We start from the raw sequence: 17,523 nt of genomic DNA, 5'->3' as shown, positions 1-17,523 counted from the left end.
TGGAGGGTCTCCCATAATGGTGAGCGGGCGGCCCCACGGAACGCCCGGACTGACTACAGTAATGTAGACGGTCTACATCACTGTAGACGCCCGAAGGGGGAGGAGAGTTCCCATGTCCCAGGTGAAGGGGATATCGAGCGGAGAACCCGGCCCCCGTCCGCACGGCGATCCGGCTTCCGCACCGACGCCGGAAGCCGCCCCGAGGCATCCGTCACCGTCCCCCGCCGCGCCGGAACGCCGGCCCGCCGGCGAGCTGGAGTCCACGGTCCTGGCGGCGCTGTGGACGGCCGGGACACCGCTCACACCGGGTCAGGTCCAGGGCGCGATCGGCGCCGAACTCGCCCGCACCACCGTGACGACGATCCTGTCCCGCCTGTACGAGAAGGGCACGGTCCTCCGCACCCGGGCCGGCCGCGGATTCGCCTACGCGCCCACCGAGGACGCACCCGGGCTGACCGCCCGCCGCATGCACAGCGAACTGCAGAAGCAGGAGGACCGCAGCACCGTCCTCGCCCGGTTCGTGTCACAGCTCACCGACGAGGACGAGCAACTGCTCCGCGAACTGCTCGACGGAGAAACCCCGTGATCTACGCCGTCTGGGTGCCGCTGCTGATGCCGTTCCTGGCAGTGCCCGCGGCCCGCCGCCTCGCGGACACGCTCTCGCCGGTGCGCGCCGTACGGCTGCTCGCCGCGACGGGCGCCGGCCTCGCCCTGTGCAGCATCCTCGCCCTGGTCCTGCTCGTGGTACCCGGCGCGACCCGGTTCTCCGCGGTCTCCGCCGTCGGCCAACTCGTCAGACCGCTCTCCGACGCCGCCCCGGCCGTCGCCGTGCCCCTGGCCGCCGCCGCACTGGCCCTCCTCGTCGGCTGTGCCGCCGCCGTCATCCGCGCCGCCCGCCGCCACTGGACGGAGCTGTGCCGGGCCGGACGGACCCACGGGCATCCGGGGGGCGAGCTGGCCGTCCTGCGCGACAGCCGCCCCGACGCCTACGCGCTGCCCGGCCGCCCCGGGACGCCCGGCCGGATCGTCGTCACCACGGGAATGCTGCGCGCCCTCGACCCCGCCGAACGCGACGCGCTGCTGGCACACGAGCGTGCCCATCTCCAGGGCCGCCACCACCTCTTCATCGCCGCCGCCGAGGCCGCCGCGCTCTGCCACCCGGCGCTGCGCTCGCTGCGCGCCCCCCTGGGCTACGCCCTGGAACGCTGCGCCGACGAGGCGGCCGCCTCCGCCGTCGGAGACCGGCGGATCGCCGCCCGCGCCATCGGCCGGGCCGCCCTCGCCGCCCGCGCCGCCGAAGGCGCTCCGCAGCCCCGCCCACGGGTGGCGCTCGCCGCCGCGGCCGGGCCCGTACCGCGCCGTGTGGCCGCACTGCTCGGCCGGAGCGCCGCACGGCCCCGCGTCGGCCGTGCCGCAGCCGCCGCGCTGCTGGCCTGCCTGGTCGTCTCCGGCGCCGCCGCGCTCGACGCGACGAGCGATCTGCACAGCAGCATCGAGGCGGCACAGGGCGAGAGCGCACACCACTGACCGGCTGATCCCCGGCGCCCGGCCGTCCGGCGGCCCGTTCAGGCTCCCTCCTGACCGGGCGGCACGCGCCCGTCGGCCAGGTGTTCCCGCAACCGGTCGAGGAAGACCCGCTGCCCCGTGACGAGCCGCTCCGCCGCCTCCGGAGGCGTGCACCAGGCGAACCGGTCGACCTCCGGGAACTCCCGCAGCACACCCGACCCCCTCGGCCATTCCATGGTGAACGTCCCGGGAACCGCCGACGCGGCTTCGAGATCCGCCTCCAGCGCCCACACCGTCACGACCTTGCCACCGGACTGACGCGCCTCGCCCAGCGCCACCCACTCACCGTCCGGCACCGGATGCCCGAACTCCTCCGCGAACTCACGGCGGGCGGCGGCCGCCGGCTCCTCCTCGGGGCCGTACTCCCCTTTGGGGATCGACCAGGCCGCACTTTCGCGCCCGGCCCAGAACGGGCCGCCCATGTGCCCGATGAGTACCTCGAAACCGGCCCCGCCCGACCGCCGGAACAGGAGAAGGCCCGCACTGCGCCTGGCGCGCTGCTGAGATGACATGCCGTCAAGTCTGCGTCCGGGCCGGGGCGCACAGCCGCGGACGACACCGCTTTCCCGGTGATCAATACCGTCATCGGGCCGACGTGTCCTGTTCGCCGTGAGGTTCCCGACGCCCCCTGGTGCGCGGCAGCGCTCGCGGACATGCTGTCCGCCGACAGCGCCGTGGCCCGGTCCGGGCCACGCAACCATCGCAATCCCAGGAGGACTTGTGGGCCCTGGCACAGTCGGCAGGACAACCGCACCGCGCGGGAGGGCCGCGCGAGGAAACCGGACGATCGCGCGCCCGCTCGTGCTGCTCGCGACGGTGTCCGCTCTGACCGTCGGCGCGATCTCTCCCGCACTCGCCGATCCGACCTCCGATCCACGCCCCCGCACCTTTGCCGAGATCCTCAGACCGGTCGCCCCACCTCCCGCGAGCAACGCGGCGGGCATGCCCCGTTCGGTCGTGGACGGCGACGGCATCGAGACCGCGCGTACGTCCCGCCCGATCGCCCCGGGGGTCCGCCTCAGCTCGTACGACCGGCTGGAGTCCGACAAGTGGCTGCGGGTCGACAACCTCTCGGTCGACCTCGCCGGCAGCGGCGTACGTGCCGACTACCTCTCCTCAGGCAAGGTCTCCGAGCGGCACACCGTCTCCGAACTGGCCGCCGGACACGACGCGGGCCGCGGCCGCCGCACCGTCGCCGCGATCAACGCCGACTTCTTCGACATCAACCAGACCGGCGCGCCCGAGGGGATCGGCATCAAGGACGGGGCCACCGTCCAGTCGCCCGCCCCCGGGATCAACCGGGCCGTCGGCATCGGCCCCGACAGCGCGGGCCGCATCCTGAACCTGTACTTCGAGGGAACGCTCACCCTGCCCGCCGGGCAGCGGCCGCTCGCCGCGTACAACGCGGCCAATGTGCCGGCCGGCCAAGTGGGCGCGTACACCTCGGCCTGGGGAACCGCCGACCGGGCCCTGACCGTCGACAACGCGACCCCGGTCGCCGAAGCGGTGGTACGGGACGGCAAGGTCGTCTCCGTCTCGCACGCCCCCGGATCGGGGGCCGTCCCCGACGGCACCACCGTCCTGGTCGGCCGTGAGGCCGGAGCCGCCGCACTCGACGCCCTGAAACCCGGCGACCCGGTGTCCCTGACCTACCGGGCCCGGACCGACGGCGGGGCCGTGCCGCGCACCGCCGTCGGCGGCCGGGAACTCCTCGTCGTCGACGGAGCCGCGCAGAACCACGACGGCGAGGGAAACAACACCGCCGCGCCCCGCACCGCCGTCGGATTCTCCGAGGACGGCCGGACCATGCAGATCCTCACCGTCGACGGACGGCAGGCCGACAGCGGCGGCGTCACCCTCACCGAACTCGCCCTGATGATGAAGCGCGCCGGTTCCTACAGCGCACTCAACCTGGACGGCGGCGGCTCCTCGACCCTCGTCGCCCGCGCACCCGGCAGCGACACCCTCCAGGTGGAGAACAGCCCGTCCGACGGCAGCGAACGCACCGTCCCCAACGGCCTCGCCCTCACCGCCCCCGACGGCAGCGGACGGCTGAAGGGCTACTGGGTCCAGCCCCGTACGCCGGCCGGTTCCGCGCCGGGCGTCGACCCCGTCAAGGGCGGCCACCCCGAGCGGGTCTTCCCCGGCCTCACCCGGCGCCTCACCGCGACCGGATACGACGAGACGTACGGCCCGGCGCAGGGCACCCCGCGCTGGCGCACCGCACGGGGCTCCGTCGGCACGGTCGACAACCACGGGCTCTTCACCGCACGCCGCAGCGGCACCACCGACGTACGTGCCGAACACGGAACGGCCCGCGGGAGCACGTCCCTGACCGTCCTCGACAAGCTGGACCGGATCCAGCCCACCACCCAGCGGGTGGGCCTCGCCGACGCCGGGGCCACCGGAACCTTCGGCATCGTCGGGCTCGACGCCCACGGCGCCGGCGCCCCCGTCGAGCCGCGCGACATTGCGCTCGACTACGACCACACCCTCTTCGACATCCGCGACGACGGCCAGGGCTCCTTCAGCGTCGCCTCGCGCACCGGCTCCGGCGCCGGACGGATCAAGGCGACCGTAGCCGGCACCAGCACCGTCCTGGCCGTCAGCGTCGGCCTCACCGAGCAGGCCGTCTCCTCCTTCGACGACGCCGGGTCCTGGAAGTTCAGCCAGGCCCGCGCGGACGGATCGCTCGCCGCCACGCCCGACGGCCACACCGGCACCGGACTGAAGCTCACCTACGACTTCACCCGGTCCACCGCCACCCGCGCCGCCTACGCCGCCCCGCCCCAGCCGGTCGCCGTGCCCGGCCAGCCCCAGTCGTTCAAGCTGTGGATCAAGGGCGACGGCCAGGGTGCCTGGCCGACCCTGCACCTCAAGGACGCGGCCGGCTCCGACCAGCTGCTGCGCGGACCGTACGTCACCTGGACGGGCTGGCGGCAGATCACCTTCGCGGTGCCGCCCGGCGCCGCCATGCCCCTGTCCGTGTCCCGCTTCTACCTCGCGGAGACCGGGGCGGCCGAGCAGTACACGGGTGAGATCGTGATCGACGACCTCACCGCCCAGGTGCCGCCCACCGTCGATCTGCCCGAACAGAGCGAGCCCGCCGACCCGTTGATCGACCCGGCCGCCGTGACCGGGCGCAGGGACTGGCAATTCGCGGTGATGTCCGACGCCCAGTTCGTCGCCCGCGACCCGGACAGTGCGATCGTCGCCCAGGCACGGCGCACCCTGCGCGAGATCAAGGCGGCGGCCCCGGACTTCCTGGTCATCAACGGGGACCTGGTCGACGAGGGATCGCCCGCGGACCTGGCCTTCGCCCGCCGCATCCTCACCGAGGAACTCGGCGGCTCACTGCCCTGGTACTACGTACCGGGCAACCACGAGGTGATGGGTGGCAGGATCGACAACTTCATCACCGAATTCGGTCCCGCCCAGCGGACGTTCGACCACAAGGGCACCCGCTTCGTCACCCTCGACACGTCGAGCCTCAGCCTGCGCGGCGGCGGCTTCGCCCAGATCCAGCAGCTCCGTGCCCAGCTGGACGCGGCCGCGAAGAACCGGAACATCGACTCGCTCATGCTGATCGAGCACGTGCCGCCGCGCGACCCGACCGTGCAGAAGGGCAGCCAGCTCGGGGACCGCAAGGAGGCGGCCCTGGTCGAACAGTGGCTCGCCGACTTCCGCCGTACGACCGGCAAGGGCGCGGCCTTCATCGGCAGCCACGTGGGTGTCTTCCACGCCTCGCACGTCGACGGGGTGCCGTATCTGATCAACGGCAACTCCGGCAAGGCACCGGCCGGGCCCGCGGACGACGGCGGCTTCACCGGCTGGTCGCTGGTCGGGGCCGACCGCGTCACCGAAGGAGCACAGGCCGCCGCGCGGCAACGGCCGTGGCAGGGCGGGCCCGACTGGGTCTCCGTACAGACCCGCGCGCATGTGGACGCGCTGACGATCGACGCGCCCGCGGTGCTCGGCACCGGAGGCCGTACGAAGGTCACCGCGACCGTCACCCAGGGGACCCGCAGCGTCCCGGTCGGCTTCCCGCTGGCCGCGGACTGGACCGGCTCCCCGAACGTCCACATCGGTGACCGCGGCGGCGCCCGCCACCGCGACACGGCGGTGCTCGACCCGTCCACCGGCACCCTCACCGCGCTGCGCCCGGGCACCATCACCCTCGCCGTGACCGTCAACGGCACGACACAGCAGACCCGGATCAGGATCGCGGCGGCCGGGTCCGCACCGGCGGCCTGACCGGCCGAAAGCCGGCCCGGCCCGGGCGGCCGGGTATGCCTCGGGGCGGCCCCGCACCACGCATCGGTGCGGGGCCGCCCCGCTCGCCTACAACTTGCGGTACCCGTAGGCCTCCGACGCCGCTGCCTCCACCGCCGCGATGTCGCCGCCCGCCGACGCGGTCACCACGGCCGCCACGGCGCCCTCCACGAACGGCGCGTCCACCAGCCGCGAGCCGTCCGGCAACTCGTCGCCCTCGGCGAGCATCGACTTGACCGTGAGCACCGCGCTGCCCAGATCGACCAGCAGCGCGACGCCCGCGCCACCATCCACGGACCTGGCGGCCTCGGCGATCAGCTCCGCACTCGTGCCGAGCCCCCCAGCGGGGGTGCCACCTGCGGCGGCCACCGGAGCCGTGGCGCCGCCCGCGGCAAGGCCCCTGGCCAGCTCCGCGACCGACTCGGCCACCGGGCCGCTGTGCGAGACCAGCACGATCCCGACCTGATTCCCGTCGCTCATGCCCCGCTCCCGTCCGTCGCTCCGGTCTCGGCCAGCGCGGCGATCAGCAGGGCCGAGGACGTCGCCCCGGGATCCTGATGACCGATACTGCGTTCACCCAGATAGCTCGCCCTGCCCTTGCGGGCCAGCATCGGCACCGTGGCCAGCGCCCCCGCCTCGGCCGCCTCCCGGGCCGCCCCGAACGAGGTGCCGAGCGCCTCGGCGGCCGGCAGCAGCGCGTCGAGCATCGTCTTGTCCCCGGCCTGTGCCCCACCGAGCTGTGCCACAGCCGCGACGCCCTCCCCGAGCGCCTCCGCCAACTGTTCCGGGGTCACGGCGGGGGCATCGCCCAGGGCCTTTCCCGTACGCCGCAGCAGCGTCCCGTACAACGGACCCGAAGCACCGCCGACCGTCGAGATCAACTGCCGTCCGGCCAGCATCAGTACGGCCCCCGGAGTCTGTGGCGGCTCCTTGCCCAGGGCCGCGGTCATCGCGTCGAACCCGCGCTGCATATTGCTCCCGTGATCGGCGTCCCCGATCGCGGAGTCGAGGTCCGTGAGGTGGTCCGCCTCACGGCTCACCAGGGCCGCGGCCGTGGTCATCCAACGATGGAAGAAGTCGGCGTCGAGCACATGATCTCCTTGTCGCTCCAGCATGACGGGGTGCGGTACCGGCGGCTCAACGGCCCCAGCGCAGCGCCGGCGTCTCCACCGGCGCGTCCCAGAGCCGCAGCAGCTCCTCGTCCACCTGGCAGAGCGTCACCGAGCAGCCCGCCATGTCGAGCGAGGTCACGTAGTTCCCCACGAGCGTACGAGCTGCCACGACGCCCCGCTCGGACAGCACCCGCTGGACCTCGGCATTGAACCCGTACAGCTCCAGCAGCGGTGTCGCGCCCATGCCGTTGACCAGCACGATCACCGGCCCGGTCGGCCGCAGGTCGTCCAGCACCGCGTCCACCGCGAAGTCCGCGATCTCCCGCGAGGTCATCATCGGCCGCCGTTCCCGCCCCGGCTCGCCGTGAATGCCGATCCCGAGCTCCAGCTCACCCGGCGGCAGATCGAACGTGGGGGAGCCCTTGGCCGGTGTGGTGACGGCGCCGAGCGCCACCCCGAAACTCCGCGACGCCTCGTTCACCCGCCGGGCGACGGCCGCCACCCGCTCCAGCGGGGCGCCCTCGTCGGCCGCCGCCCCGGCGATCTTCTCGACGAACAGGGTGGCGCCCGTACCCCGCCGCCCAGCCGTGAAGAGGCTGTCGGTCACCGCCACGTCGTCATTGACCAGCACCTGGGTGACCTGCAGGCCCTCGTCCTCGGCGAGCTCCGCGGCCATCTCGAAGTTCAGCACGTCACCCGTGTAGTTCTTGACGACGAACAGCACCCCCGCCCCGCTGTCGACCGCGGCGGCCGCCCGCACCATCTGGTCCGGCACGGGCGAGGTGAACACCTCGCCGGGGCAGGCCGCGGAGAGCATCCCGGGCCCGACGAACCCCGCGTGCAACGGCTCGTGCCCGGAACCGCCGCCGGAGACCAGCGCCACCTTCCCGGCCACCGGCGCGTCACGCCGTACGACGACACGGTTCTCGACATCCACGGTCAGCTCGGGATGAGCGGCGGCCATACCGCGCAGTCCGTCCGCGACAACGGTTTCGGGGACGTTGATCAGCATCCTCAACGGTATCTCCTAGCGAGGTGGGAAGGACCGGCACCGAGCAGGGTTCACACAGGGCCGGGCTGGGTTCGCCGAGTCGCTGCCGACTCTACTGACCGGGTGTCACGTTGTGTCGGAGGTCGCTGGACGGATGTCCGGCCGGGTGCCTGACAGGCCCCGGCGTTCCTCGATCCCGGTGGCCCGTCCGACGGCCGTGGTGTCAGACGCCTGCCGCCCGCGCCGCCTCGTACACCTCGGCCGCCACGTCGATCAGCTCCTGGGCGTCGCGCGTCGTGCCCTGGAGGTCCAGCAGGATCTCCGGAACGCCCGTCGCGGCATGCGCCACCAGGTCCTCGACGATCTGAGCCGCGTTGCCGTGGAAGGGGGCGCGGTCCGCACCGCCGACCGGTTCCGCGCTGTACCTGGCGTTGGCGCGGGCGCAGACGCCGACCGGACGCTCCCGACCGCGCTCCGCCGCCAGGTCCCGGACCCGCTTCCACTGCTCGGCCAGCCGGTCGGCGCCCGCGGCCACCGGCATCCAGCCGTCCGCCCGGTCGACCAGGCGGCGAGTGGCCCGGGGACTGTTCGCCGGCAGATAGACCGGGATGGGGCGTACCGGCTTCGGGCCGACCTCGGACGGGGCGATGGTGGTCAGCTCGCCCTCGTACGCGACGGGGTCCGGACCCCAGACCGCCGCGCACACGTCCAGCAGCTCGTCCAGGACCGCGCCGCGCTTCTCGAAGGGGGCGACCGAGGCGGCGGCGTACTCGTCCAGGGACCAGCCGGTGCCGAGGCCCGCGACCACCCGGCCGCCGCTCGCGGCATCGAGCGAGGCCAGCGAACGGGCCAGCTGGAACGGTACGTGCAGCGGCGCGACCAGGACGCTGGTGCCGAGCCGGGCCCGGTTCGTCGCCCCGGCGGCCAGCGCGAGCGTGATCAGCGGATCGGCGACGCTGCGGTACTGATCGGGCCAGGGCAGCCCGGGAACGCCGTACAGCCCCTGTGTGGCGGGTTCGGGGAAGAGGACCCGCTCGAAGACCCACAGGCTCTCGTAGCCGGTCTCCTCGGCCGCGCGTGCCACGGCGGCCACATCGCGGCCGATGTCGTACTGCTTCATCTGCGGAAGACCGAGCCCCAGCGAAACGGGCATGAGCGCACTCCTTCTGGCAGGCACTGGGGCAACCACCGTATGCCACCGGGCTGTTGCCCGCCGGACTTCCCGCCGGGAGCGTCGGCGGACATGAGGGCGGCCCCGGGCGGGTGCGCGCCGTGCGACCGGGGTGGCACGCTCCGCCGCCGATGAGGGCAGGGCCCTGTCGAGGCCGGGGCGGTCACGAGATATCTTGATGTCAAGCAATGTTGCAGACGTGGAGCGGAGCACAGGGTGACTGACTCGACCATCATCTATACACACACCGACGAGGCTCCGGCCCTGGCGACGTATTCGTTCCTGCCCGTCATCCAGGCGTACGCCTCGACGGCCGGGGTCAATGTCGAGAGCCGTGACATCTCGCTGGCCGGACGCATCATCGCGGGCTTCCCCGAGCGTCTGGAGGAGGGCCAGCGCATCGAGGACGCGCTCGCCGAGCTGGGCGAGCTGGCCAAGCGGCCCGAGGCCAACATCATCAAGCTGCCGAACATCTCGGCCTCGATCCCGCAGCTGAAGGCGGCCATCGCCGAGCTCCAGGCGCAGGGCTACGCGCTTCCGGACTACCCGGACGACCCGCAGACCGACGAGGACAAGGACGTCCGCGCGCGTTACGACAAGGTCAAGGGCAGCGCGGTGAACCCCGTGCTGCGTGAGGGCAACTCCGACCGCCGTGCCCCCGCCTCGGTCAAGAACTACGCCAAGGCGCACCCGCACCGCATGGGCAAGTGGTCCGCCGACTCGAAGACGAACGTCGCCACCATGGGCGTCGACGACTTCCGCTCCACCGAGAAGTCCACCACCATTGCCGAGGCCGGTACGCTGCGCATCGAGCTCGCGGGCGACGACGGCAGCACCACCGTGCTGCGCGAGTCGGTGCCGGTGCTCGCGGGCGAGGTCGTCGACGTGGCGGTCATGCGTGTCGCCGCCCTGCGCGAGTTCTTCACCGCGCAGGTCGCCCGCGCCAAGGCCGAGGGCGTGCTGTTCTCCGTCCACCTCAAGGCCACCATGATGAAGGTCTCCGACCCGATCATCTTCGGCCACGTGGTCCGCGCCTTCTTCCCGAACACCTTCGCCAAGTACGGCGAGGCGCTCGCCGCGGCCGGTCTGTCCCCGAACGACGGCCTCGGCGCCATCCTCACGGGCCTGGACTCGGTGCCGCACGTGGGCGCCGAGATCAAGGCCTCCTTCGAGGCCGAGCTGGCCGAGGGCCCGGCGCTGGCCATGGTCGACTCGGACAAGGGCATCACCAACCTGCACGTACCGAGCGATGTCATCGTCGACGCCTCCATGCCGGCCATGATCCGCACCTCCGGCCACATGTGGGGCCCGGACGGCCAGGAGGCCGACACCCTCGCGGTGCTGCCGGACAGCAGCTACGCGGGCGTCTACCAGGTCGTCATCGACGACTGCCGCGCCAACGGCGCCTTCGACCCGTCGACCATGGGCTCGGTGCCGAACGTCGGTCTGATGGCCCAGAAGGCCGAGGAGTACGGCAGCCACGACAAGACCTTCGAGATCCCCACCACCGGTACGGTGCGGGTCGTCGACGGCAACGGCGAGGTCGTGCTGGAGCAGGCCGTCGGCGCCGGCGACATCTTCCGCATGTGCCAGGCCAAGGACCTGCCGATCCAGGACTGGGTCAAGCTCGCCGTCACCCGCGCCCGCGCCACCGGCGTCCCGGCCGTGTTCTGGCTCGACGAGGACCGCGCCCACGACGCGCAGCTGATCACCAAGGTCAAGAACTACCTCGCCGACCACGACACCGACGGTCTGCAGATCGAGATCATGTCGCCGGTCGAGGCGACCGCGTTCTCGCTGGAGCGCATCCGCCGGGGCGAGGACACCATCTCGGTCACCGGCAACGTGCTGCGTGACTACCTGACCGACCTGTTCCCGATCCTTGAGCTGGGCACGAGCGCGAAGATGCTCTCCGTCGTCCCGCTCATGAACGGCGGCGGTCTGTTCGAGACGGGCGCCGGCGGCTCCGCGCCCAAGCACGTCCAGCAGCTGGTCAAGGAGAACTACCTGCGCTGGGACAGCCTGGGCGAGTTCTTCGCGCTCGCGGCCAGCTTCGAGCACCTGGCGTCGACCACGGGCAACGCGCGCGCCCAGATCCTCGCCGACACCCTCGACCGCGCGACCGGCACCTTCCTCAACGAGGACAAGTCGCCGAGCCGCAAGCTGGGCGGCATCGACAACCGCGGCAGCCACTTCTACCTGGCCCTGTACTGGGCCCAGGAGCTGGCTCAGCAGACCGACGACGCACAGCTCGCGCAGGCGTTCGCCGCGCTCGCGAAGACGCTGGGCGAGCAGGAGCAGACCATCGTCGACGAGCTGATCGCGGTGCAGGGCTCGCCGGCCGACATCGGTGGCTACTACCAGCCCGACCCGGCCAAGGCCTCGGCCGTCATGCGCCCGTCGAAGACGTTCGTCCAGGCCATCGCGGCCATCGGCTGACGCGACGCTGCGGAGAGGGAGCGCGACCAGGCGCCCCCGCCCCTCCCGCCCCGGCCGGCATCCTGCCCGGCCGGGGCGGTTCCGTGTCCGGGAGCGGCACCGGAGCCGGGCCGCCGACGCGAAGTCTTTCTGCATAATGGGCCCCGACGCACCCCTCCACCGGTAGGTTCGAACGCCTGGACCAACCGTGCCCTGGAAGGGGAGAGGCCGTGCTGACAGGCAGGAGCGCCGTGGTCACCGGTGGATCACGGGGCATCGGCCGCGCGATCGTCGAGCGGCTGTGCCGCGACGGGGCACACGTGGTCTTCAACTACGCCACCGACGACAGGGCCGCGTCCGAGGTCGTCCGTACGGTGCGCGCCGACGGCGGCAAGGTCCGGGCCGTCCGGCTGGACCTCGCGGACCCGGACGGCGCGGAGCGCCTGATGTCGGCCGCCGGGGAAGAGCTCGACGGACTGGACATCCTGGTGAACAACGCCGCGCTCTGCCCCGCCCCGTCCCTGCTCACAAAGACCGATCCGGCGGTCTTCGACCAGGTCCTGGCGGTCAACACCAGAGCGGTCTTCATGACGATCCGCCACGCGGCGCTACGGATGCGCGACGGCGGCCGCATCGTCAACATCTCCACGGCCAACACGGTCCGGCCGGGCCCCGGCATCTCCGCCTACGCCGCGAGCAAGGGTGCCGTCGAGCAGCTCACCGCCGTCGCCGCCCATGAACTCGGGGCCCGCGGGATCACGGTCAACACCGTCTCGCCCGGCGCCACCGACACCGAGCTGCTGCGCGGCAACAACCAGCCGCAGGCACTGGAGGCAGTCGCCGGCCTGACCCCGCTGCGCCGGCTGGGGGAACCCGCGGACGTGGCCGATGTGGTCGCTTTCCTCGCCGGTCACGACGGCCGGTGGATCACGGGGCAGAACGTCCGCGCGACCGGCGGGCTGGCCTGAGCGGCGCCGGGGGAGCCCGCCGCCGGTCCCCGGCCCGGGTATCCACCGGATCGCCCGTCAACGTCATCGCATCGCAACGGAGTTCGGCCGAAAGCGGCCTTCCCCGCGGCGGACCGAGGGCCTGAAACACGGTCTGTGCCCACGGACGCCCTGACGGGTGAATGTCACGCGGCGGCGGGCGGCGGGCCGCCCACAGCGGCCCCGCGGCTGATTTGCTGCACCTGGAATCTGGCGTGACGCGCGGGACCGGTCTGCCGGCCGTCCCGGTGGGAACGGCACCCTTGCCGGGTGCCCGGTCCACCCGCGAACGACGATCGAAGGAGCGTCCCAGTGACGACGACGGGCACAACAGGGGCAGCCGACGAAGAGGAGACATACGCGAACGAGGTTCCGGTCCGTGCCAAGGAACCGGGAAACGTCGTCATCAAGTGGCTGACCACCACCGACCACAAGACGATCGGCACGCTCTACCTCGTCACCTCGTTCGCCTTCTTCATCGTCGGCGGTGTGCTGGCCCTGGTCATGCGCGCCGAACTGGCGCGTCCGGGGATCCAGATCGTCTCGCCCGAGCAGTTCAACCAGGCGTTCACGATCCACGGCACGATCATGCTGCTGATGTTCGCGACGCCGCTGTTCGCCGGATTCACCAACTGGATCATGCCGCTGCAGATCGGCGCACCCGATGTCGCGTTCCCGCGGCTGAACATGTTCGCGTACTGGCTCTACCTCTTCGGCTCGGTCATCGTCGTCGGTGGCTTCCTCACCCCGAACGGTGCGGCGGACTTCGGCTGGTTCGCCTACTCCCCGCTGACCGACGCGGTCCGCTCACCGGGCATCGGCAGCGACATGTGGATCATGGGTCTGGCCTTCTCCGGCTTCGGCACCATCCTGGGATCGGTCAACTTCATCACCACGATCATCGGCATGCGCGCCCCCGGCATGACGATGTTCCGCATGCCGATCTTCGTCTGGAACGTCCTGCTGACCGCCGTGCTGGTCCTGCTGGCCTTCCCGGTCCTCGCGGCGGCCCTCCTGGTACTGGAGGCGGACCGCAAGTTCGGCGCGCACGTCTTCGACCCGGCCAACGGCGGCGCCCTGCTCTGGCAGCACCTCTTCTGGTTCTTCGGCCATCCGGAGGTGTACATCATCGCGCTGCCGTTCTTCGGCATCGTCAGTGAGGTCATCCCGGTCTTCAGCCGGAAACCGATCTTCGGCTACATCGGTCTGATCAGCGCGACGATCGCCATCACGGGCCTCTCCGCGACCGTGTGGGCGCACCACATGTTCGTCACGGGCGGGGTGCTGCTGCCGTTCTTCTCGTTCATGTCGTTCCTCATCGCGGTACCGACCGGGGTGAAGTTCTTCAACTGGATCGGCACCATGTGGCACGGATCGCTGTCCTTCGAGACACCGATGCTCTGGTCGATCGGCTTCCTGGTGACCTTCCTCTTCGGCGGCCTGACCGGTGTGATCCTCGCGTCGCCGCCGATGGACTTCCACGTCTCGGACTCGTACTTCGTCGTCGCGCACTTCCACTACGTCGTCTTCGGCACCGTGGTCTTCGCGATGTTCTCCGGATTCCACTTCTGGTGGCCGAAGTTCACCGGCAAGATGCTGGACGAGCGGCTCGGAAAGTTCACCTTCTGGACGCTGTTCGTGGGCTTCCACGGCACGTTCCTGGTGCAGCACTGGCTGGGGGCCGAGGGCATGCCGCGTCGTTACGCGGACTACCTCGCCGCGGACGGCTTCACCGCGCTGAACACGATCTCGACGATCTCCTCGTTCCTGCTCGGTCTGTCGATGCTGCCGTTCTTCTACAACGTGTGGAAGACCGCCAAGTACGGCAGGAACGTCGGGGTCGACGACCCGTGGGGCTACGGCCGTTCGCTGGAGTGGGCGACCTCCTGCCCGCCGCCGCGGCACAACTTCCTCACCCTGCCGCGGATCCGTTCCGAATCCCCGGCCTTCGACCTGCACCACCCCTCGGTCCGCGCACTCGACGAAGCCCTCAACCGTACGGACACGGAGCTGCCCGGGACCCCGGGGGACGACCGGGCCTGAGCGCGGCGGCCCGGTGAGAGGAGGAGCGAGTGGACCCCGACAAGGACAGCGCCCGCGGTCTGGCACAACTGCAGGGCTACCTGCTGTGGAGCGCCGAGGTCGAGGAGGCCCGCCGCCGGGCGGGCCGCTTCACCGACGAGCTGCCCTGGCTCACCACGGCACAGCGCGAGGACGTGGAACGTGTCTACACCGCCGACCGCCTCGCCGCGTCACGGGCGACGCTCGCCCGCATCTCCGCCCGCGCCACCTCGCTGCGCGGCGAGTATGAGGCACGCTACCGCCTGCTCAAGGCGCGTTGCGTGGTTGCCGGTGTCGTGTTCGCCGGTGCGGTCGGCGGCACCTGTACCGCCCTCACCCTGCTGACCCGCTGACCGGGCGGCGTCGTCCGTCCGCCGTCCCCAACGGGCGAACTCGCCCGGGGCTCGTGAAGATGGAACGACGGGCGCGTGCGACGGCAGGCGAACGGATGACCGTACAGGCCCGAGAAGGGACGAACACTGTGGCACGACCCAGGATCCTCGTTGTCGGAGCCGGATTCGCCGGAGTGGAATGCGTACGCCGTCTGGAGCGCGGGCTCGCCCCCGGCGAGGCGGAGATCGCGCTCGTCGCCCCGTTCTCGTACCAGCTCTACCTCCCCCTGCTGCCGCAGGTGGCGGCGGGCGTGCTCACCCCGCAGTCGGTCGCCGTATCGCTGCGCCGCAGTCGCAAGCACCGCACCCGGATCATCCCGGGCGGTGCCATCGGCGTGGACCCCAAGGCGAAGATCTGCGTCATCCGCAAGATCACCGACGAGATCGTCGACGAGCCCTACGACTACATCGTGCTCAGCGCCGGGAGCGTCACCCGTACCTTCGACATCCCCGGTCTGGTGGACAACGCGCGGGGCATGAAGACACTGGCCGAGGCCGCCTACGTACGCGACCACGTGATCGCCCAGCTCGACCTCGCGGACGCCAGTCACGACGAGAGCGAACGCGCCTCGCGCCTGCAGTTCGTGGTGGTCGGCGGCGGTTACGCCGGCACCGAGACGGCCGCCTGTCTGCAGCGCCTGACCACCAACGCGGTCAGGCACTACCCGAGGCTCGATCCCGAGCTCATCAAGTGGCACCTCATCGACATCGCCCCGAAGCTGATGCCCGAGCTGGGCGACAAGCTGGGACAGAGCGCTCTGGAGGTGCTGCGCGCCCGCGGCATCGAGGTGTCGCTCGGCGTCTCGATCGCCGAGGCCGCCCCGGAGAAGGTGACCTTCACCGACGGCCGGGTGCTGCCCTGCCGGACCCTGATCTGGACGGCGGGCGTCACCGCGAGCCCGCTGGTCACCACGTTCGACGCGGAGACGGTACGCGGCCGGCTGGCCGTCACCCCGGAGATGCGCCTGCCAGGCTTCGACGGGGTCTTCGCCCTCGGCGACTGCGCGGCCGTACCGGATCTGAGCAAGGGCGACGGAGCGGTCTGCCCACCCACCGCACAGCACGCCATGCGCCAGGGCCGCAGGCTCGCCGGCAACCTCATCGCGACCCTGCGCCACCAGCCGCTGAGGCCGTACGTCCACAAGGACCTCGGCCTCGTCGTGGACCTCGGTGGCAAGGACGCGGTCTCCAAGCCGCTCGGCGTCGAGCTGCACGGAGTCCCCGCCCAGGCCGTCGCCCGCGGATACCACTGGTCGGCGCTGCGCACCAATGTCGCCAAGGCGCGGGTGATGACCAACTGGGTGCTCAACGCGGTCGCGGGCGACGACTTCGTGCGCACCGGATTCCTGTCCCGGCAGCCGGCCAAGCTGCGCGACTTCGAGTACACGGACGCCTACCTCACACCGGCGCAGGTCCGCGAGCACACCGCCTCGCTGCACACCGGCACCTGACCGCGCACCGCTGCGCCCCGGCCCCGCTCATCGTGGGGCCGGGGCGCAGAACCGCCGGTCGGTCAGCTGTGGCCCGCGTACCCGGCCGTCAGTCCGGGATTCCGCTCGGCCACCGGGTCCAGGATGTCGTCGATCCCCTTCAGCAGCTCCGCGTCGAGCGTCACACCGGCCGCCGCGGCGTTCTCCGTCACCTGCTCGGGCCGGGAGGCGCCGATGATCGCGGCGGAGACGTTGGAGTTCTGCAGCACCCACGCGACCGCGAGCTGGGCCAGGCTGAGCCCGGCGCCGTCGGCGAGCGGCCGCAACCGCTGGACGCGCTCCAGCACGTCGTCGCGCAGCCAGTCGGCGATCATGTTCGCGCCGCCCTTGTCGTCCGTCGCCCGCGAACCGGCCGGCAGCGGCGCACCGGGCCTGTACTTGCCAGTGAGCGCGCCCTGGGCGATCGGGGACCAGACGATCTGGCCGATGCCCAGCTCCTCGGACGCGGGCACCACCTCGCTCTCGATGACCCGCCACAGCGCCGAGTACTGCGGCTGGTTGGAGATCAGCGGCACCCGCAGCTCGCGGGCGAGTCCGTGCGCGGCGCGGAGCTGGCCGGCCGTCCACTCCGAAACACCGATGTACAGGGCCTTGCCGGAGCGGACGACGTCGGCGAAGGCCTCCATGGTCTCTTCCAGCGGTGTGGAGTGGTCGTAGCGGTGGGCCTGGTACAGGTCCACGTAGTCCGTCTGCAGGCGGCGCAGCGAATTGTCGATGGACTCCATGATGTGCTTGCGGCCGAGCCCCCGGTCGTTGTGTCCGGGACCGGTCGGGAAGTACACCTTGGTGAACACCTCCAGACTCTCGCGGCGTTCGTTCCTGAGCGCCCGGCCCAGGACGGCTTCGGCCCGGGTCTCGGCGTAGACGTCAGCGGTGTCGAAGGTGGTGATCCCGGCGTCCAGGGCGGCACGGATGCAGGCGACCGCCGCGTCCTCCTCCACCTGGGAGCCGTGGGTGAGCCAGTTTCCGTAAGCGATCTCACTGATGGTCAGGCCGCTGCGGCCGAGTCGGCGGAACTCCATGTGGCTGCTCTCCCTGTGTTCGTGAGGCGCGGATCATGCAAG

Annotated in this window: 14 protein-coding genes; 8 read left to right on the top strand and 6 right to left on the bottom strand. The window is 71.6% G+C overall.

Going from position 1 to position 17,523, the window contains the following annotated elements; translation table 11 throughout:
* The first annotated feature begins 253 nt into the window (after window positions 1-253).
* Together ACWCPY_RS13255 and ACWCPY_RS13250 are read left to right on the top strand one after the other, a co-directional pair.
* Entirely contained in the window at window positions 254-586 is a 333-nt protein-coding gene (locus ACWCPY_RS13255; RefSeq protein WP_451264632.1) for a BlaI/MecI/CopY family transcriptional regulator, read from the top strand.
* Window positions 583-1,527: a M48 family metalloprotease gene (locus ACWCPY_RS13250; RefSeq protein ID WP_451264393.1), complete on the top strand. Its 945-nt coding sequence runs from the start codon at window positions 583-585 to the stop codon at window positions 1,525-1,527. Before ACWCPY_RS13255 ends, ACWCPY_RS13250 begins: the two co-directional genes overlap by 4 nt.
* Window positions 1,528-1,565: 38 nt before the next feature.
* On the opposite strand, the gene ACWCPY_RS13245 is transcribed toward ACWCPY_RS13250, so the two are convergent.
* Complete coding sequence (locus tag ACWCPY_RS13245) at window positions 1,566-2,078, bottom strand: NUDIX domain-containing protein (protein ID WP_451264392.1); 513 nt, start codon at window positions 2,076-2,078, stop codon at window positions 1,566-1,568.
* Window positions 2,079-2,370: 292 nt separating this feature from the next.
* Here ACWCPY_RS13245 and ACWCPY_RS13240 point away from each other — a divergent pair, with 292 nt between their 5' ends.
* Complete coding sequence (locus ACWCPY_RS13240; RefSeq protein WP_451264630.1) at window positions 2,371-5,820, top strand: phosphodiester glycosidase family protein; 3,450 nt, start codon at window positions 2,371-2,373, stop codon at window positions 5,818-5,820.
* 87 nt (window positions 5,821-5,907) lie between these two features.
* Here ACWCPY_RS13240 and ACWCPY_RS13235 read toward each other — a convergent pair whose 3' ends face one another.
* From ACWCPY_RS13235 to ACWCPY_RS13220, 4 genes are all read right to left on the bottom strand, one after another.
* Window positions 5,908-6,318 carry a PTS-dependent dihydroxyacetone kinase phosphotransferase subunit DhaM gene (locus ACWCPY_RS13235; protein WP_451264391.1) on the bottom strand — a complete coding sequence of 137 codons (411 nt, stop codon included), beginning with the start codon at window positions 6,316-6,318 and terminating at the stop codon, window positions 5,908-5,910.
* Window positions 6,315-6,929: a dihydroxyacetone kinase subunit DhaL gene (gene dhaL, locus ACWCPY_RS13230; RefSeq protein ID WP_451264390.1), complete on the bottom strand. Its 615-nt coding sequence runs from the start codon at window positions 6,927-6,929 to the stop codon at window positions 6,315-6,317. Before dhaL ends, ACWCPY_RS13235 begins: the two co-directional genes overlap by 4 nt.
* A gap of 46 nt (window positions 6,930-6,975) precedes the next feature.
* Window positions 6,976-7,968 carry a dihydroxyacetone kinase subunit DhaK gene (dhaK, locus tag ACWCPY_RS13225; protein WP_329819242.1) on the bottom strand — a complete coding sequence of 331 codons (993 nt, stop codon included), beginning with the start codon at window positions 7,966-7,968 and terminating at the stop codon, window positions 6,976-6,978.
* A 196-nt stretch (window positions 7,969-8,164) separates the two neighbouring features.
* Window positions 8,165-9,094, bottom strand: a complete 930-nt coding sequence (locus ACWCPY_RS13220; protein WP_451264389.1) for an LLM class F420-dependent oxidoreductase — start codon at window positions 9,092-9,094, stop codon at window positions 8,165-8,167.
* A 234-nt stretch (window positions 9,095-9,328) separates the two neighbouring features.
* Here ACWCPY_RS13220 and ACWCPY_RS13215 point away from each other — a divergent pair, with 234 nt between their 5' ends.
* The 5 genes from ACWCPY_RS13215 to ACWCPY_RS13195 all read left to right on the top strand — a co-directional run bounded on the left by ACWCPY_RS13215 (window position 9,329) and on the right by ACWCPY_RS13195 (window position 16,420).
* Window positions 9,329-11,551, top strand: a complete 2,223-nt coding sequence (locus ACWCPY_RS13215; protein WP_451264388.1) for an NADP-dependent isocitrate dehydrogenase — start codon at window positions 9,329-9,331, stop codon at window positions 11,549-11,551.
* 209 nt (window positions 11,552-11,760) lie between these two features.
* Entirely contained in the window at window positions 11,761-12,498 is a 738-nt protein-coding gene (locus ACWCPY_RS13210) for an SDR family oxidoreductase (protein ID WP_451264387.1), read from the top strand.
* Between the two features lie 330 nt (window positions 12,499-12,828).
* Window positions 12,829-14,559, top strand: coding sequence for an aa3-type cytochrome oxidase subunit I (ctaD, locus tag ACWCPY_RS13205; RefSeq protein WP_451264386.1), 1,731 nt, complete (start codon window positions 12,829-12,831; stop codon window positions 14,557-14,559).
* 29 nt (window positions 14,560-14,588) lie between these two features.
* The gene (locus tag ACWCPY_RS13200; protein ID WP_451264385.1) at window positions 14,589-14,930 is read left to right on the top strand and encodes a hypothetical protein; all 342 of its coding nucleotides are present in this window, start codon (window positions 14,589-14,591) and stop codon (window positions 14,928-14,930) included.
* Between the two features lie 128 nt (window positions 14,931-15,058).
* Window positions 15,059-16,420, top strand: coding sequence for an NAD(P)/FAD-dependent oxidoreductase (locus ACWCPY_RS13195; RefSeq protein WP_451264384.1), 1,362 nt, complete (start codon window positions 15,059-15,061; stop codon window positions 16,418-16,420).
* Window positions 16,421-16,482: 62 nt separating this feature from the next.
* Here the strand turns inward: ACWCPY_RS13195 and ACWCPY_RS13190 are convergent, their stop codons facing one another.
* On the bottom strand, window positions 16,483-17,481 hold the full coding sequence (locus tag ACWCPY_RS13190; RefSeq protein ID WP_451264383.1) for an aldo/keto reductase family protein: 999 nt from the start codon (window positions 17,479-17,481) through the stop codon (window positions 16,483-16,485).
* Window positions 17,482-17,523: the final 42 nt, after the last annotated feature.

Source organism: Streptomyces sp. NPDC002403 (genome assembly GCF_053593015.1).
The sequence above is the reverse complement of the archived record's forward strand: the minus strand, read 5'-3'. Positions and strand labels throughout refer to the sequence as shown.

Bases quoted from the DNA above. Each gene is read 5' to 3' on its own strand.
- ACWCPY_RS13235 (WP_451264391.1), bottom strand. From the start codon at position 6,318: ATGAGCGACGGGAATCAGGTCGGGATCGTGCTGGTCTCGCACAGCGGC.
- ACWCPY_RS13190 (WP_451264383.1), bottom strand. From the start codon at position 17,481: ATGGAGTTCCGCCGACTCGGCCGCAGCGGCCTGACCATCAGTGAGATC.
- ACWCPY_RS13245 (WP_451264392.1), bottom strand. From the start codon at position 2,078: ATGTCATCTCAGCAGCGCGCCAGGCGCAGTGCGGGCCTTCTCCTGTTC.
- ACWCPY_RS13220 (WP_451264389.1), bottom strand. From the start codon at position 9,094: ATGCCCGTTTCGCTGGGGCTCGGTCTTCCGCAGATGAAGCAGTACGAC.